Annotated in this window: 15 protein-coding genes; 2 read left to right on the top strand and 13 right to left on the bottom strand. The window is 65.7% G+C overall.

Translation table 11 applies throughout. The features are described 5' to 3' along the window. Positions 1-15 precede the first annotated feature (15 nt). From bamB to GH681_RS08070, 13 genes are all read right to left on the bottom strand, one after another. Complete coding sequence (gene bamB, locus GH681_RS08130) at positions 16-1,149, bottom strand: outer membrane protein assembly factor BamB (RefSeq protein WP_153160967.1); 1,134 nt, start codon at positions 1,147-1,149, stop codon at positions 16-18. Then, positions 1,146-1,799 carry a tetratricopeptide repeat protein gene (locus GH681_RS08125; protein ID WP_153160966.1) on the bottom strand — a complete coding sequence of 218 codons (654 nt, stop codon included), beginning with the start codon at positions 1,797-1,799 and terminating at the stop codon, positions 1,146-1,148. The genes bamB and GH681_RS08125 overlap by 4 nt, the downstream gene beginning before the upstream one ends. Continuing rightward, a complete protein-coding gene (hisS, locus tag GH681_RS08120; RefSeq protein WP_153160965.1) occupies positions 1,786-3,081 on the bottom strand; it encodes a histidine--tRNA ligase in 1,296 nt (431 codons plus the stop codon). Before hisS ends, GH681_RS08125 begins: the two co-directional genes overlap by 14 nt. 33 nt (positions 3,082-3,114) lie before the next feature. Continuing rightward, entirely contained in the window at positions 3,115-4,365 is a 1,251-nt protein-coding gene (ispG, locus tag GH681_RS08115; protein ID WP_153160964.1) for a flavodoxin-dependent (E)-4-hydroxy-3-methylbut-2-enyl-diphosphate synthase, read from the bottom strand. Positions 4,366-4,376: 11 nt separating this feature from the next. Further along, on the bottom strand, positions 4,377-5,270 hold the full coding sequence (locus GH681_RS08110; RefSeq protein WP_153160963.1) for a helix-turn-helix domain-containing protein: 894 nt from the start codon (positions 5,268-5,270) through the stop codon (positions 4,377-4,379). Positions 5,271-5,284: 14 nt separating this feature from the next. Next, on the bottom strand, positions 5,285-6,085 hold the full coding sequence (gene pilW / locus GH681_RS08105; RefSeq protein ID WP_153161111.1) for a type IV pilus biogenesis/stability protein PilW: 801 nt from the start codon (positions 6,083-6,085) through the stop codon (positions 5,285-5,287). A gap of 5 nt (positions 6,086-6,090) precedes the next feature. Further along, on the bottom strand, positions 6,091-7,185 hold the full coding sequence (gene rlmN / locus GH681_RS08100; protein WP_153160962.1) for a 23S rRNA (adenine(2503)-C(2))-methyltransferase RlmN: 1,095 nt from the start codon (positions 7,183-7,185) through the stop codon (positions 6,091-6,093). A gap of 45 nt (positions 7,186-7,230) precedes the next feature. Then, the gene (ndk, locus tag GH681_RS08095; RefSeq protein WP_153160961.1) at positions 7,231-7,656 is read right to left on the bottom strand and encodes a nucleoside-diphosphate kinase; all 426 of its coding nucleotides are present in this window, start codon (positions 7,654-7,656) and stop codon (positions 7,231-7,233) included. A 364-nt stretch (positions 7,657-8,020) separates the two neighbouring features. Continuing rightward, positions 8,021-8,209, bottom strand: coding sequence for a cbb3-type cytochrome oxidase assembly protein CcoS (ccoS, locus tag GH681_RS08090; protein ID WP_153160960.1), 189 nt, complete (start codon positions 8,207-8,209; stop codon positions 8,021-8,023). A 9-nt stretch (positions 8,210-8,218) separates the two neighbouring features. Beyond that, positions 8,219-10,699: a heavy metal translocating P-type ATPase gene (locus tag GH681_RS08085; protein ID WP_153160959.1), complete on the bottom strand. Its 2,481-nt coding sequence runs from the start codon at positions 10,697-10,699 to the stop codon at positions 8,219-8,221. Positions 10,700-10,864: 165 nt separating this feature from the next. Beyond that, positions 10,865-12,148, bottom strand: a complete 1,284-nt coding sequence (locus GH681_RS08080) for a TRAP transporter large permease (protein WP_153160958.1) — start codon at positions 12,146-12,148, stop codon at positions 10,865-10,867. Further along, a complete protein-coding gene (locus tag GH681_RS08075; RefSeq protein ID WP_228111840.1) occupies positions 12,145-12,837 on the bottom strand; it encodes a TRAP transporter small permease in 693 nt (230 codons plus the stop codon). The genes GH681_RS08080 and GH681_RS08075 overlap by 4 nt, the downstream gene beginning before the upstream one ends. Positions 12,838-12,913: 76 nt before the next feature. Next, complete coding sequence (locus GH681_RS08070; RefSeq protein ID WP_153160956.1) at positions 12,914-13,927, bottom strand: TRAP transporter substrate-binding protein; 1,014 nt, start codon at positions 13,925-13,927, stop codon at positions 12,914-12,916. A 170-nt stretch (positions 13,928-14,097) separates the two neighbouring features. Here GH681_RS08070 and GH681_RS08065 point away from each other — a divergent pair, with 170 nt between their 5' ends. Both GH681_RS08065 and GH681_RS08060 read left to right on the top strand, forming a co-directional pair. Then, positions 14,098-16,071: a sensor histidine kinase gene (locus tag GH681_RS08065; protein ID WP_153161110.1), complete on the top strand. Its 1,974-nt coding sequence runs from the start codon at positions 14,098-14,100 to the stop codon at positions 16,069-16,071. Continuing rightward, positions 16,068-16,682 (top strand): response regulator transcription factor, encoded by a 615-nt coding sequence (locus GH681_RS08060; RefSeq protein ID WP_153160955.1) that lies wholly within the window; start codon positions 16,068-16,070, stop codon positions 16,680-16,682. Before GH681_RS08065 ends, GH681_RS08060 begins: the two co-directional genes overlap by 4 nt. Positions 16,683-16,708: the final 26 nt, after the last annotated feature.

Below are 16,708 nucleotides of genomic sequence, written 5' to 3'. Positions count from 1 at the left end.
GCGTGGGCGACTCCGTTATTGAACGCCGACGGCTGCGACGTTGCCGTCACGCGTCTGGATGACGACGCTGCCGCCTGCACGTTGCGGGTCGGCGAGGACGGGACTGGATGCGGGCCGAAGACGCCCCACCAGCCTGCCGTCGTCCTTGCGCAGCAGATGGACATAGCCTTCGGCATCGCCGACGACCACGTAATAATCGTTGATGACCCGGGGACGCCCGGTGCCACGTCCGGCGAGCTGATCCTGCTTCCAGGCGCTGGCGCCGCTACCGATGTCGAGCGCCAGCACGGCGCCCTTGTCGTCGGTCACGAAGACCTGGCTGTCGTCCAGATCCAGCCCCTTCGAGCTGGACAGATCGCGGGTCCACAGGGTGGAACCATTGCTCATGTCGAAGCAGGCGATGCGCCCCTGGTAAGCCACCGCACAAGTGGCGCGGGAGCCCATCACGGGCAGGCTGGTGATGTCGGACATGCGCTCGAGTTCGGTCGCGCCGCGGGGGATCGCCACCGTACCTTCCCACATCAGGCTGCCGTTTGCGGGGCTGACCGCCGCCAGCTTGCCGCCAGGAAAGCCCGCCAGGATCACGTTGCTCTCGAGCAACACGCCGGCAGAGTTACGCAGCGACAGCGGCGGCGTGGCACGCTGATAAACCCAGCGCTGACGCCCATCCGCAGAATCGAGCCCGAACAGGCGGCTGTCGGCACTACGCACAACGACCAGACCGTTCGAGACGGCCGGGGCGGCGAGCACCTCGGCGTTCACCGGAACGCGCCATTTGACCTGCCCGCTGTTGGCGTCGAGGGCGATCACTTCGCCCTTCGGCGTACCGACGACAACCAGGCTGCCGTCACTGCCGACACCGCCGGAAATCGTCACCTTGAGGGGCGTCTTCCAGCGCACGCGGCCGTTGTCGAGGCGCACCACATCGCCATCGCCAGCGGCGAAGACGGCGTCACCGACGATCGCCGGCTGAAGCACGTACACGCCGGTATTGCCGACGCGCACACGCCATGCCTCACTTGTCGCCACCGGACTGGTGATGGGCGTGAGGGCGGGCAGCTTGCCGCTGCTGGAGAACGGGTTGAGCGAACTGCACGCACCCAGCGCCAGCGCAGCGACGACGATCAACGCCCGTTGCGGGGCTTTCATTGGGCACCCCCAACCGCATCGAGCTTGGCCTGGGCGATCTCGCGGAGCGTGACCGATTCGGCCTTGGTGGCGGATTCGAGGCTGGAAACGACGGTCTTGTACGCAGCGCGGGCTTCTTCCTTCTTGCCCTGGGCAACCAGGATGTCGCCCTTCAGATCGGCGAAGCGGGCGGCCAGGCTTTCGTCCGGAGCGGTCTGGAGTTGGGCCAGGGCTTCGTCGTAGGCCTTGTCGTCGAGCATCACGCTCGCCAGACGCAGGCGGGCGAGATCGCGCAGGGCGGGATCGCTGGCCTTTTCTGCGGCCCAGGCCAGCGGCGCGCGAGCGTTCTTCAGATCACCGGCCTCGGCCTGGACCTTGGCCGACAGCAGGGCCGCCAGATCGGCGTAGGCCGTGCCGCTGAACTTTTCGAGCAACGCTCCTGCAACCTCGCGGACCTTCGGCGCGTTGTGCTCGGCCGCCGCAGTCTGAAGCTGATCGTAGAGCGCGGACGCCTCGGCGACCTGCTTGCCCTTGTACCAGTTCCAGCCCTGCCAGCCGACCGAAGCCAGCGCGGCGGCGACCGCGAGGGTCGTCACCAGCTTGCCGTACTGTTCCCACCAGCCCTTGATCTGGGAAATCTGTTCCTGCTCTTCGAGGTCAAATGCAGCCATCGTCTTCTTCCGAATCTAGTAGGCGGTCAGCCAGGGTTTCGGGGAGCGTGTCCATGGGCACGCGAATCTGTTCGCCACCGTCACGCAGGGGCTTGAGGCTCACCTCGCCGGCTGCGGCTTCGTCGTCGCCGATCACCACGGCAAACGGCGCGCCGGAGGCATCGGCGCGTTTCATCTGGGACTTGAAGCTGCCGCCACCGCAGTGCAGGGTGACCGCGAAGCCCGTGCCACGGAGCGCTTCGGCAACCCGGAAGGCAGCCCGCTGGGCTGCCTCGCCGGCGTGGACGAGGTAGACATCCGGCACGAGGCGCTGGGCTTCACCACCACACTCCTGCCACAGGGCGAGCAGACGCTCGACACCCATCGCGAAACCGGCTGCCGGCGCCGGCTTGCCACCGAGCTGAGCCACCAGGCCATCGTAGCGACCGCCGGCACAGATGGTGCCCTGGGCGCCGAGGCGGGTGGTGACCCACTCGAACACCGTGCGGTTGTAGTAATCCAGCCCGCGCACCAGGCGGTGGTTTATGCGATACGGCAGCCCGGCATCCTTGAGGATGGTCTGCACGCCGTCGAAATGCTTGAGGGATTCCTCGCCCAGGAACTCGGCCAGCTTGGGGGCCCCTTCGACGATGGCCTGAAGATCCGGGTTCTTGGTGTCGAGGATGCGCAGCGGGTTGGTGTAGAGCCGGCGCTGGCCATCCTCGTCGAGGCTGTCCTTGTGCTGCTCGAGATAGGCGATCAGCGCGGCCCGGTGGGCGGCGCGTTCTTCGCTGCTGCCAAGGGAGTTGATCTCCAGCTTGACGTCTTCGAGGCCCAGGTCGTCCCACAGGCGCGCACACATCAGGATGTGCTCGGCGTCGATGTCCGGACCGTCGAAACCGAGGGCCTCGACGCCGATCTGATGGAACTGGCGGTAACGCCCCTTCTGGGGCCGCTCGTGACGGAACATCGGGCCGTGGTAGTACAGCCGGCGCGGCTGGCCGAACAGCAGGTTGTGCTGGATCGCGGCGCGCACGCAGGAGGCGGTGCCTTCCGGGCGCAGGGTGAGGTGTTCGCCGTTGAGGGCGTCCTCGAAGGAGTACATCTCCTTCTCGACGATGTCGGTCACTTCACCGATGGCGCGCTTGAACAGCGGCGTCGGCTCGACGATGGGCATGCGGATGGGACGGTAACCGTAGCTGTGCAGCCAGTCGCGGACGATGTCCTCGAAGTGCTCCCAGGTTTCGGCCTCTTCGGGCAGGATGTCGTTCATCCCGCGGACGGCCTGGAGGGTCTTGCTCATGATTCCTTTTGTTCTTCTGTTGACTGCGGCCTGTCAGACAGCCGCGCCCTTGCGGGGATAGGTGCGGGCCACATAGCGTTCGATGATGGCCTTGAATTCGTTGGTGATGTTGTCGCCGCGCAGGGTCTGGGTCTTGACGCCATCTTCGAACACCGGCGCCGCGGGGGATTCACCCGTGCCCGGCAGCGAGATGCCGATGTTGGCGTGCTTGCTCTCGCCCGGGCCATTGACGATGCATCCCATCACCGCGAGGGTCATGTTCTCGACGCCGTCGAACTGATCGCGCCACAGCGGCATGTTGTCGCGCACGTAGTTCTGGACGTCGGACGCCATTTCCTGGAACAGCGTGCTGGTGGTGCGGCCGCAACCCGGGCACGCCGTGACCATCGGCGTGAACGCCCGCAGACCCATGGTCTGGAGAATCTCCTGGGCAACGATGACTTCCTGGGTACGGCTGCCGTTGGGCTCCGGCGTCAGCGAAACGCGGATCGTGTCGCCGATGCCTTCCTGGAGCAGCACCGCCAGCGCCGCGGTCGAGCCGACGATGCCCTTCGAGCCCATACCGGCCTCGGTGAGGCCCAGGTGCAGCGGGTAGTCGCAGCGGGCGGCCAGATCGCGATAGACGGCGATCAGATCCTGCACACTGCTGACCTTGGCCGACAGGATGATCTTGTTGCCCGCGAGGCCGTATTCCTCTGCCTTGGCAGCGGATTCGAGCGCCGAGGTGACCAGCGCCTCGCGCATCACCGCGCCGGCATCGCGGGGCACGGCGCGCTTGGCGTTCTCATCCATGATCCGCGCCATCACGGACTGATCGAGGCTGCCCCAATTGACACCGATGCGCACCGGCTTGTCGTACTTGCAGGCCATCTCGACAATCGACGCGAACTGGGTGTCGCGCTTGACCCCCTGCCCCACGTTGCCCGGATTGATGCGCAGCTTGTCGAGGGCCTCGGCGCAGGCCGGGTTGTCGGCGAGCAGCTTGTGGCCGTTGTAGTGGAAATCGCCCACCAGCGGCACATCGAGGTTCATCGCGAGCAGCTTCTCGCGGATCTTCGGCACGGCCTTGGCGGCTTCGTCGGTATTGACGGTGACACGCACCATTTCGGAGCCGGCGCGGGCCAGCTGGGCCACCTGCATGGTGGTGGCGAAATCGTCGGCGGTATCGGTGTTGGTCATCGACTGGACGACGACCGGCGCGTCGGAGCCGATCAGCACATGGCCGACACGAACCTGACGGGTGATCCGGCGGGTGGCTGCGCGCCCGGAGAGAAGTAGATCCATCTTGCGTCCTGTCACTCGAACTTGAGGCGGGCAATCGTCATCTTGCCGGTGAGACCGAAATCCACCGGCTGGCCGTTGCGCTCGAGCTTGACCGAGCGGGCGTTGCCGATCACGACGGCGACGGGTGGCGAGACTTCGAACTCTTCCCGCGAACCGGCCTTGCCCAGCTTGGTGATGACGGCCTTGCCGTTCTTGTCCTTCACTTCGATCCACGCATCCTGCGCGAAATCGAACACCAGCCGATCCTTGCCGCCGACAGCGGCAGCCGGCGCAGGCGCGGGAGCAGGCTCGTCGACCTTGACCGGAACGGGCAGCGGCACCGCGGTCGGCGTGCCCTGGGCCACGGCCGGATCGGCAGCGGCAGGCGCGACATCGGGCGTCTTGCCTGCGCCACCTTCCTGGGTCGGCGCACCCGCAGCGGGCGGCATGCCTGCAGCCTCGCCGACCGGTGCCGGGGCGCTGGCGATCAGTTCGTCAGCCACCTTCTTGCGCTGGGTGTCGTAATACCAGCCGGCGACAACGATCCCGAACAGGGCCAGCGCAGCCAGCACACCGGGAATCACCGAGCGGCGGAAACGCCCGCGACCAACCTGGGGCATGTCGCCCTGGGCGTTAGAGGCCGGTGAAAGCTCGACAGTCTCGGACGTGACCGATGCCTGCAGGCCAGCGAGCAGCGGCGCCGGATCGATCTTGAGCAGGCGCGCATAGTTGCGCAGGAAGCCCCGCGTGAAGGCGGCGCCGGGAAGCTGGTCGAAACGACCGGACTCCAGCGCTTCGACCTGCCGGGGATTGAGCTTGAGGGAATTCGCCACCTCGGAAACGCTGAGGCCGAGCGCCTCACGCTGGCGTCGCAGGGTTTCGCCAGCGGAAGAATCCGCAGGCGTCCCCGCCGGGGCCTGAGGCAAAACTTGAGGATCGGTCACTGATACTGCCCTTGCAAGAAAGCCTGATATTCGGGAGAGCCGGGAAAACGGCGCCGTAACTGCTGCACGAGGGAGGCCTCGGCCGCCCGGTCGCCGAGCTTGCGTTCGACACGGATCGCCAGCCAGAGGCTTTCGGCCGACGAGTCACCACCCTGATGCAGGGCGGCGAGATAGCGTTTGGCCGCCTCGTTGGCACCACGCCGGTAGGCGATGGCGGCCAGGTGATAGATCGCCGCCTGATTGCCATTGTCGGCCTCGACCGCCCGCAGGAAGAAGTCTTCAGCAGCCGCGTCGTTCTTCAGGCGCAGCTGGCACATGCCGGCGTTGGCGAGCGCGCGGGTCGGCGTCTGGTAATAGGGATTGCGGGCCGCTGCGGTGAGTTGCTCCAGCCCAGCCGGCTCTTTGCCCATCGAGCACAGGAACCAGCCGTAGCTGTTCATGATCTCCGGATCGCCCGGCGCGAGTTGCAGCGCGCGCTCGAAATTGGCGGCAGCGACAGCATTCTCTTCGAGGTACATGTGCACCAGCCCCATCAGCTGATAGGCCGGCGCGTAGCGGGGATCGTAGTGGGCGGCGGACTTGGCTTCATCCAGCGCCACGCCGTAACGACCTGCCTGCAGGTAGGCCAGCCCCAGGTCGACGTGCACCTTGGCCTTGCGCTGGGCATCCGTGACCGTGGGCCTGTCGGAGACGGGCCGTTCGATCGACGCCACCGGCGCACCGAAATTGCTTCCGGCACAACCCGCAAGGCCGACGACGGCAAGCACAACAGCGACGGCGGACGGGATGCGTCTCATCACATTCAGTCTCCGGTGATCGGCACGATTCGGGTCGTGCGACGGGTTTTGTCCTTCACCTGCCCGGCAAGCTGGCCGCAGGCTGCATCAACATCATCCCCGCGGGTCTTGCGGGTGGTGGTGACGATGCCGGCCGCAATGAGGATCTCGGCGAAGCGCTTGATGCGCGGCGCCGACGAACGCTCGAAACCGGAATTCGGGAAGGGGTTGAACGGAATCAGGTTGAACTTGCAGGGCACGTCGCGGGTGAGCGCGATGAGCTCGCGGGCGTGGGCGTCGGAATCATTCACCCCGTCGAGCATGACGTACTCGAAGGTGATGAAATCCCGGGGCGCACGCTCGAGATAACGCTGGCACGCGGCCATGAGTTCACGCAGGGGGTATTTCTGGTTGATCGGCACGAGCTGGTCGCGCAGGGCATCGTTGGATGCGTGCAGCGATACCGCCAGAGCCGTCGGGCAGGCCTCGCGCAGGCGATCCATCGCCGGGACAATACCGGACGTGGAGACCGTCACCCGCCGCCGCGACAGGCCGTAGGCGTTGTCATCGAGCATCAGGTTGAGCGCCGACACCACGTTGTCGAAGTTGGCGAGGGGCTCGCCCATCCCCATCATCACCACGTTGCTGATGACTCGCTCGCCGTCGCCGTTGGCGCCGAGCAGGCGGTTGGCGAGCCACAGCTGGCCGATGATCTCGGCGGCACTGAGGTTCCGGTTGAAACCCTGCTTGCCGGTGGAACAGAACGCGCAATCGAGCGCACAGCCCGCCTGGGACGAGATGCACAGGGTGCCGCGGTTGGTTTCGGGGATGAAGACCGTCTCGACCGCGTTGGCGTTGCCCACGTCGAGCAGCCACTTGCGGGTGCCGTCCGTCGAGATGCTGTCGCGCACCGGAACCGGCGGCGTGATGCAGGCCGTCGCCGCGAGCTTGGCCCGCAGCGACTTGGCCACGTCGGTCATCTGCTCGAAATCGGTCACGCCGAAGCGATGCACCCAGCGGAGCACCTGCTTGGCACGAAAGGGTTTCTCACCTTGCTGGAGGAACCAGTCGGTGAGCGCTGCCGCATCGAAATCGAGAAGATTGACCACGTGTATTTCCATCCAGACCAGCGGGAGGAAGAAATTTCATCCCGCCGGTAGAGATCATCAACGGCTGTAAACGTTCATGCCGGGGAAAAAGAAGGCAACTTCCACAGCAGCGGTTTCCGGCGCGTCGGAGCCGTGAACGGCGTTGGCGTCGATGGACTCGGCGAAGTCGGCACGGATGGTGCCCTTGTCGGCCTTCTTCGGGTCGGTGGCGCCCATCAGCTCGCGGTTCTTGGCGATGGCGTTCTCGCCTTCCAGGCACTGGATCATCACCGGGCCGGAGGTCATGAAGGAAACCAGATCCTTGAAGAAGGGGCGCTCTTTGTGCACGGCGTAGAACTCACCGGCTTCGCGCTCGGACAGGTGCGCCATCTTGGCGGCGATGACCTTCAGGCCGGCGCCTTCGAAACGGGCGTAGATCTGGCCGATCACGTTCTTGGCGACGGCATCGGGCTTGATGATGGAAAGGGTGCGTTCAATAGCCATGAGTCAGGACTCCGTGAGACAAAGGATGGTCGAAAAACCGAAAGCTTGGAATTTTAGCAGGTTGGTGCGTCAGATCGGCGTTTTTCGGCATTGCCACGACGATGGACGGCGCGCGACGCGCCGACAGGGGACGGGCGCCGGATGCGCAACCAAGGGGATATGGGGGCGAAGAGGCAAAAAAAAGGGTGCGCATCGCGCACCCCCAACCCCAACAGAGAGACTTAAGCCACAGGCAGTGATGCCTGGAAGACACTAGTTCTTGCTCGCACTTGCGTCTTCAACTTGGAATCGAGTATGCACGACGCCCCTGGGGGCAGAATTGATTTGGGTCAAAAACCCTTCAGATAGCGTGGAGATTTCCAGCTCAGTCGCCCGCCTTCGGGACGCTCTTCTCCCGGGCCTGCGTCGGCGGATCGTCGTCGTCGCTGACGACGCGGTAGCCCGGCCCTTCCAGGTCGTCGAACTGCCCGCTCCGCACCGACCACCAGAAAATGACGCCGATCAGGAAGACCAGGACGATGGACAGCGGGATGAGCAGATAAAGACTTTCCATGATCCGATCTCAGCGTTGGCGCCCGCGCTGGAGGCGCAGGGCATTGAGGACGACGAACAGCGAACTCGCCGACATGCCGATCCCGGCCATCCAAGGCGTGACGAGCCCGGACATGGCGAGGGGAACGGCGGTGAAATTGTAGGCGAACGACCACCAGAGATTCTGGCGGATGATCTTGAGCGCCCGACGGGAGAGATCCAGCCCTTCCGCCAGGGACGACAGCCGGCCGGACAGCAGCACGATGTCGGCCTGATTGCGGGCGAGGTCGGTGCCGCCGCCCATCGCGATGGAAACCTGGGCCTGGGCCAGCACCGGCGCGTCGTTCACGCCGTCGCCGACCATCGCGACGATCGCGTTCTCGGTCTGCAGCGCACGCAGCGCGGCGTGCTTGCCTTCGGGAGTCATGCCGCCCCGGGCATTGGCGATGCCCAGCTCCCGGGCCAGTGCCTCGACGGTGGCCGGGGTGTCGCCGCTCAGGATCGACAGGTCGATGCCCTTGTCGCGCAGCGAGGCCAGCGCCGCCGGACAATCCTCCCGCAGCCCGTCGGACAGGGCAAAGCCGGCGATCCAGCCCGCGGCCGAACCCAGCGCGATCACGGTGCGGCCGGAGCGCTCGTCGGCCAGCAGCGCTTCCGGCTCGGGCGAGCCCACCAGCTCGGCCACGAAAGAAGGACGGCCGATGCGGTAGGCGACGCCATCCAGCACACCGGCCACGCCCTGCCCCGTCGTTGCCGCCACGTTGCCGAAAGCCGGCACCACCAGGCCGCCGCCGCGCCGGCGCAGGGCCTCGGCGATGGCGTGCTCGGAGCCCTGCTCCAGGCCGGCGGCAAGGCGCAGCGCGTCCATCTCGTCACTCTGCCCCAGCAGGCGGATCTGCTCGACGCGCATCTCGCCGTAGGTGAGCGTGCCGGTCTTGTCGAAAACAAAATGATCGGCCCGGGCCAGGGCTTCGATTGCGTGGCCGCGGGTGACCAGCACCCCCATCCGCGCCAGCGCGTCGGTGGCCACCGTAAGCGCCACCGGCGTGGCCAGCGAGAGCGCGCAGGGGCAGCTCACCACCAGCACCGAGACGAACACCCACAGGGCGCGATCGGGGTCGTGCCACCACCACCAGCCGGCGGTGATCACCGCGAGCACCAGCAGCGCGACGATGAAATAGGCCGCCACCCGGTCGGCCTGCTGGACGACGCGGGGCTTCTCGACAGAAGCACGCTCCATCAGCTGGCGGATTGCTGCGAGGCGGGTGTGCTCGCCGGTACGGGTGACCCGCACGCACAGCGGGCTGCCGATGTTCACGCTGCCGCCGGTCACCTGGGCGCCGGGCTTCTTGGGCACCGGACGGCTCTCGCCGGTGAGGAGCGCCTCGTTGGCCTCGCTCTCGCCCTCGGTCACGATGCCGTCGGCCGGCACGGTCTCGCCCGGTTTCACGCGGATCATGTCGCCGGCCTGCAATTGCGACACCGGCACGCGCTCGCCTTCCGGATCAGGCCAGTGGTTGAGGCGTTCGGCGAAGGCCGGCAGCGCCTTGCCCAGCTCCTCCACGCCGCGCACCGCTTTCTGGCGGGCCAGCATTTCCACGTAGCGGCCGCACAGCAGGAAGAACACGAACATCGTCACCGAATCGAAGTACACCTCGCCCTTGCCGATGAAGGTGGCCCAGCAACTGGCCACGAAGGCCGCGCCGACCCCCAGCGCGACGGGCACGTCCATGCCCAGCCGGCGCAGCTTGATGTCGCGCCAGGCGTGGCTGAAGAAAGGCGCGGCGGAATACAGCACCACCGGCGCGGTGAGGATCAGGCTCGCCCAGCGCATCATCGACTCGATGTCGGCGGTCATGTCGCCGTCGGCGATGTACACCGGGAAGGCGTACATCATCACCTGCATCATCCCGAAGCCGGCGACGAACAGTCGCCACAGGGCCGCGCGGCGCTCGCGCTGGGAAATCTGCTCGGAGCGGGCCGAGTCATAGGGATAGGCCCGGTAGCCGATGGCCTGGATGGCGGCGAGGATGTCGGAGAGCTTGATCTTGCGCTCGTCCCAGCGCACCCGGGCGCGGCGGGTGGCGTAGTTGATGTCCACCGCCGTGACGCCGGGCTGGTGGGCCACGTGCTGCTCGTTGAGCCAGATGCACGCAGAGCAGGTGATGCCTTCGAGGATCAGCGCCGCTTCGCGCTCGTGTTCGCCGATGGGCTTGACGAAGCCCTGCTGGAAATCCGGATGATCGAAGAGGCCGAGATCCTTCAGCTCGTCGGGCATCGCCTCGCGGGCCTGCTCGGGCATCGCGTCGCGGCGCCGGTAGTAGTCGATCAGGCCGCTGCTGACGATGGACTGGGCCACTGCCTGGCAGCCCGTGCAGCACATGTGGTGGGGGGTGCCTTCGATATCGACGGCGAGATCGACATCATCGGGAATCGGCAGACCGCAGTGGTAGCAGTCGTGCTCGCGGGTGGGCACTTGGGACGGCGACGACGGGGAAGAAGGCTGGGACAACGAGGGCCTCGCAGAGCGGAACACACGTGGCCCGGGCAGGCCACGGAAAACACGCCCTTTTATCACAACTGGCCGGCCCGACCAAACCCGGCGCCCTCCCCCGCCAAAAGGAAACGCACCCCGCAGGGTGCATTTCGGTTACGGATCAGCTTGCCCGGCAGTGCATCACATCATGCCCAGCATCCGCGGGAACCACAGGGACAGGCCCGGCCAGTAGGTGACGAGACCCAGAAAGATCAGCATCGACAGCAGCCACGGCCACACCGCGACGGTGAGTTCGGTGATGCCCATCTTGGTGATGCCCGAGGCCACGTACAGGTTGAGGCCCACCGGCGGATGGCACATGCCGACTTCCATGTTCACCACCATGATGATGCCGAAGTGCACCGGGTCGATGCCCAGCTTCATCGCCACGGGGAACAGGATCGGGGCGAAGATCAGCACGATGGACGACGGCTCCATGAAGTTGCCGGCCAAGAGCAGCAGCACGTTCACCGCCAGCAGGAAGGCGATCACCCCCAGCCCGTTGCCGAGCATCCAGTCGGCCAGCGCCTGCGGGATGTTCTCGTTGGTCATGATGAAGGAGAACAGCACCGCGTTGGTGATGATGTAGAGCAGCATCGCCGACATGTTGGCCGAGTTGAGCAGCACCTTCGGCACGTCGGAGAGCGGCATGTCCTTGTAGACGAACACCGCCACGATGAAGGCGTACATGGCGCTCATCGCCGCCGCCTCGGTGGGCGTGAAGATGCCGGTGTAGATCCCGCCCATCACCACCACGATCAGCAGCAGCCCCCACACCGAATCCCGGAAGGCCTTCATCCGCTCGGCGAAGCTCGCCTTGGGCTGACGCGGGTAGTCGAACTTGCGGGCCCGATACCAGGTCACACCGCCCAGGGTTGCCGCCAGGGCCAGGCCCGGCACCACGCCGGCCATGAACAGCGCGCCGACCGAGGTGTTGGTGGCCACCGAGTACATCACCATCACGATGGACGGCGGGATCAGGATGCCCAGCGCCCCGGCCGTGGTGATGATCCCGGCGCCGAAGCGGTTCGGAAAGCCCGCCCGCACCATCGCCGGCAGCAGGATCGAACCGATCGCCACCACCGTCGCCGGCGACGAACCGGACACCGCCGCGAACAGCGCACAGGCCACCACGCCGGCGAGGCCCAGACCCCCATACCAGTGGCCAACCATCGCCGTGGCGAAGTTGATCATCCGTTTGGCCACACCCCCGTGAGTGAGGAAGTTGCCCGCCAGGATGAAGAACGGGATCGCCATGATCTCGAACTTCTCGATGCCGGTAAATAGCTTGAGCGCCACCGATTCGAGCGGCACCTCGGTCATCGTGAACAGGAAGGTGAGCACCGTGAGGCCGAGGGAGATCGAGATGGGCATCCCGGTCAGCATCAGGACGGCCAGGATGCCAAAGATGATTGCGGCGTTCATTGCTGGCCTCCCTTCTTGTCACCGACCTGACGATGCTTGAGATCGTGCATGTGCAGGTTGTCGTCCATGCCGTAGACATCCACATCCACCGGCAGCACTTCGTCTTCCAGACCATCCACATGACCATGATCGTGGTGCGGCAGCTCGCCGGTACGCACGAAGTTCCAGGCCACCTGCAGGAAGCGGAAGCACATCAGGCTGGAACCCAGGGGGATCGCGCTATAGACGATCCAGGTGGGCCACTCCAGATCGGGCGTGGTGGGGCCTTCCGGCACATCGCCAAACTCGGCGCCGGTCAGGCTGAGGAAGGCGTAGTGGGCGCCGTTCTCCCACACGAAGTGGGCGCCAAGCGTAGCCACCACCGCGGTAAACAGTGCGCCGGCCATCAGCCCGAAGAGGATGAACTTGCTCCGGTTGCTGTCGGACAGGCGGTTGATGAGCACATCGACGCCCACGTGGATGCCGGTCCGCACGCCATAGGCGGCGCCGAACTTGGCCATCCACACGAACATGATGATGCACAGCTCCTGGGTCCAGCTCACATTGAGGGACAGGAGCCAGTCCTGAAGGCCGGGAATGCTGAGACCGGCCAGATATCGGTGAACGACCGCGAGAAAGATGATCGCAGTCGCTCCCCCCATGAGGAGCGTGATGATCCACTCCTCGAGGCGATCGAGAATCTTCATGATTTGACCTCGCTGAAGAACGCAGCGGGAAAGGGGAAAGCCCCGGGCAGGAACACGCCCGGCCCGGGGCTACCTGACATTACAGCTTCGCGGGATCGAAGCCGGTTTCCTTGTAGATCGACTGGATCAGATCCTTGCCGATCCGGCCTTCCATCTTCTGATGGACGGGTACCAGCGCCTTCTTGAAGGCGAGCTTCTCTTCCTTGGTCGGCACATAGACCTGGGTCTTGCCGCTCTTCTTGATCGCCTCCAGGGACTTGTCGTTCTCTTCCTGGGCGATCTTGTTGGCGTAGGCGGTAGATTCCTTCATGGCCTGTTCAAGCTGACCGCGGACATCGGCCGGCAGGCCGTCCCAGAACTTCTTGTTGGCGATCACTGCGTAACCCAGATAGCCGTGGTCGGTCACGGTCAGGTGCTTCTGCACCTCGTGCATCTTCTGGGTGTACATGTTGGAGTGGGGATTCTCGGTGCCATCCACGACGCCGGTCTGCAGGGCCTGGTACACCTCGGAGAAGGCCATCACCTGGGGCAGGCCGCCAACGGCACGGATTTCCTCTTCAAGCACCTTGGACGACTGGATGCGCAGCTTCTTGCCCTTCAGGTCGGCCGGGGTGCGGATCGGGGTGTTGGCCGAGAACGACTTGAAGCCGTTGTCCCAGAAAGCCAGACCGACGATGCCCTTGGGCTCGAGCTTCTTCAGGATGCTGGCACCCACCGGGCCCTGGGTGATCCGGTGCAGTTCGGTGTAATCGTCGAAGATGTAGGGCAGGTCGAAGGCCTCGAACTCCTTCACGCCCAGCGGGCCAAACTTGGCGAGCGACGGCGCCAGCATCTGCACGGCGCCCAGCTGCAGGGCTTCGAGTTCTTCCTTGTCCTTGTAAAGTGCGCTGTTGGCGAAGACCTCAACCTTCACCTTGCCCTTGGTGAGCTCCTCGGCGCGCTTCTTGAAGAATTCCGAGGCCTTGCCCTTCGGGGTGTCGGCAGCCACCACGTGGCTGAACTTGATGACGATCGGGGCCTGGGCGGCGGCCATGCCGGAGAAAGTGGCAAGGCCCAGGGCGGCGAGACTGAAAATTGCGGTGCGACGCTTCATGATTGTCTCCAATAAAATTTATTTAATCTCGAACAAGCTGCCGTTATGGCAAACCATGTCGCGAGTTTCGACATGGCGCGCTCCCCCCTCAATTGTGGATAACCGCAGTGTGGAAAATTCGAATGCCCGGAGCCACTCCAAAAGGTCATAACGCAGCCTGCGCCAACACCATGATCGCCAACCCCTTGCCGACCCCGCCTTCCGCCCCGCCCCGCGTGTACTGGAGCCTCCCCTACGCCGCCGTGGTGCTGTTCATCGCCACCATGGCCGCGCTGCTGTGGCTCACCCACCGCCAGGACGCCGAGGAGCAGCGCGCCACGCTCATCAACGACGTGCTGTGGATGGAGCAGAACCTCTCCTTCCAGTTCGAGCGCAACAACGCCCAGCTCACCCAGCTCGGGCCGGAACTGCTCGGCGCAAACAGCCGCGGCGCGGCCACCGAGGCCCGCATCAAGCGCGCCCTCGACCCGGAAAGCGGGATGATCCGCATCCTGTGGCTCGGCCCCGACGGCAAGGTGAAGGACGCCGAGCCGCCCTACACCGACAGCCACCTGGTGGGCGAAGCTGCCGGCAGCTTTCCGTCGGACGCCGCCTTCCGCCTCTCCCGCTCCCTCGGCCGGCCCACCTACAGCGACGCCTACGCGGTGATCGGCAACCAGAGCCACTTTGAGGTCCATGTGCCGATCTTCGAGGGCGGACACCACCTGGGCACGGTCGTCGGCGTGTATTCGGTCAATGAAATCCTGGCCCATCAGGTGCCCTGGTGGTTCTCCGAGCGCTACCGGGTGGCGGTGGTGAACAACCTGGGCACCGAGATTGCAGCCAAGTCGAAGGTCTCGCCGCTCTCGGGCCTCGCCTACGAGATTCCCTTCGAGCCGCCAGGCCACGGGCTCGATCTGCAGATCACCGCCTACAAGTCGGAGGTGCGCTGGATCTCGCTGCTGCTGATGGGCTCGCTGGGCGTGCTCGCCGCGGCCATTGTCTGGAGCCTGTGGCAGCTGCGGCGCCACATGGTCCGCCGGCAGGCCGCCGAGCAGGCCCTGCGCAGCGAGCACGCCTTCCGCAAGGCGATGGAAGATTCCCTCAACACCGGCATGCGCGCCCGCGATCTGCAGGGCCGCATCACCTACGTGAACCCGGCCTTCTGCCGGATGGTCGGATGGAGCGCCGATGAGCTCGTCGGCCTGATGCCGCCAATGCCCTACTGGGCGCCCGAGAGCCTCGAACGCACCTACGAAGTCCATCAGATGATCCTCGGCGGCAACGCCCCGCCCCAGGGCGTCGAGATCCGCCTGATGCGCAGGAGCGGCGAACGCTTCGACGCGCTGCTCATCGAGGCCCCGCTGATCGACGCCGACGGCCGCCAGATCGGCTGGATGGGCTCGATGGTGGATGTCACCGAGCAGAAACGCACCCAGGAACTCGCCCGCCAGCAGCAGGAACGCCTGCAGGCCACCGCCCGGCTGGTCACGATGGGCGAGATGGCCTCGACCCTCGCCCACGAGCTCAACCAGCCCCTGGCCGCCATCTCCAGCTACAACACCGGCTGCCTCAACATGATCGAGCACGGCGCGCTCTCCGAAGGCGAGCTCACCGGCATCCTCCAGAAGATCGGCAAGCAGGCCCAGCGCGCCGGCCAGATCATCCGCCGGGTGCATGCCTTCGTGCGGCGCAGCGAACCCAAGCTCGAACCCGCCGATCTCAACGCCATCATCCGTGAGGCCGTCGGCCTGGTTGAGCCCGACGCCATCCGCCGCGGCGTGGACATCGACGTGGATCTCGACGAACACCTCCCCGACGTGCTGGCCGATCCGGTGATGATCGAGCAGGTAGCCGTCAATCTGATCCGCAACGGCATGGACGCGATGGCCGACACCCCCCGCCCTGCGCGCCACGTCCAGCTCACCACCCGCGAGGCCGACGGCATGCTGATCTTCAGCGTGGCCGACCGGGGCAAGGGCATTCCGCCCGACGTGGCCGAAAAGCTCTTCGCCCCGTTCTTCACCACCAAGGAAGAAGGCATGGGCATGGGCCTCAACATCTGCCGTTCCATCGCCGAGCTGCACCGCGGCCGCCTCACCTTCGAGGCCCATCCGGGCGGTGGTACGATTTTCAACTTCTCGCTCCCGGTGCATACCCAATGAGCAATCCCGCCACCACTCCCCTCACCCACATCGTCGACGACGACGAAGCCATCCGCGACGCCCTCAGCTGGCTGTTCCGCACCCGCAACGTGGCCGCCCGCGCCTGGGCCTCGGCCGAAGACTTCCTGGCCGCCTGGCAGCCCGACTGGCAGGGCTGCATCGTGCTCGACATCCGGATGCGCGAGATGAGCGGCCTCGAATGCTTCGACGCCCTGCTGGAGCGCGGCAACACCCTGCCGGTGATCTTCCTCACCGGCCACGGCGATGTGCCCATGGCGGTGGGCGCCCTCAAGAAAGGCGCCTTCGACTTCCTCGAAAAGCCGGTGGACGACAACGCGCTGGTGGACGTGGTGATCCGCGCGCTGGCCACCAACGCCCGCCATCAGGCCAACCAGGAAACCCAGGCCACCGTCGCCACCCGCCTCGCCCAGCTCACCCCGCGGGAGCACGAAGTGATGCAACTGGTGCTGGCCGGCAAGTTCAACAAAGTGATCGCCGACGAGCTGAACATCTCGATGCGTACCGTCGAAGTGCACCGCTCCCGGGTGTTCGAAAAAATGGGCGTGCGCTCGGCGGTCGAGCTGGCCCAACTGCTCTCGCCGCGGGACTGAGCTCGGCGGGGCAAGACAAAGCTGGG

The sequence above is a fragment of the Zoogloea sp. 1C4 genome, from assembly GCF_009469605.1.
In the GTDB taxonomy this organism is placed as follows: Bacteria; Pseudomonadota; Gammaproteobacteria; order Burkholderiales; family Rhodocyclaceae; genus Zoogloea; species Zoogloea oryzae.
This window is presented reverse-complemented; position numbering and strand designations above follow the sequence as displayed.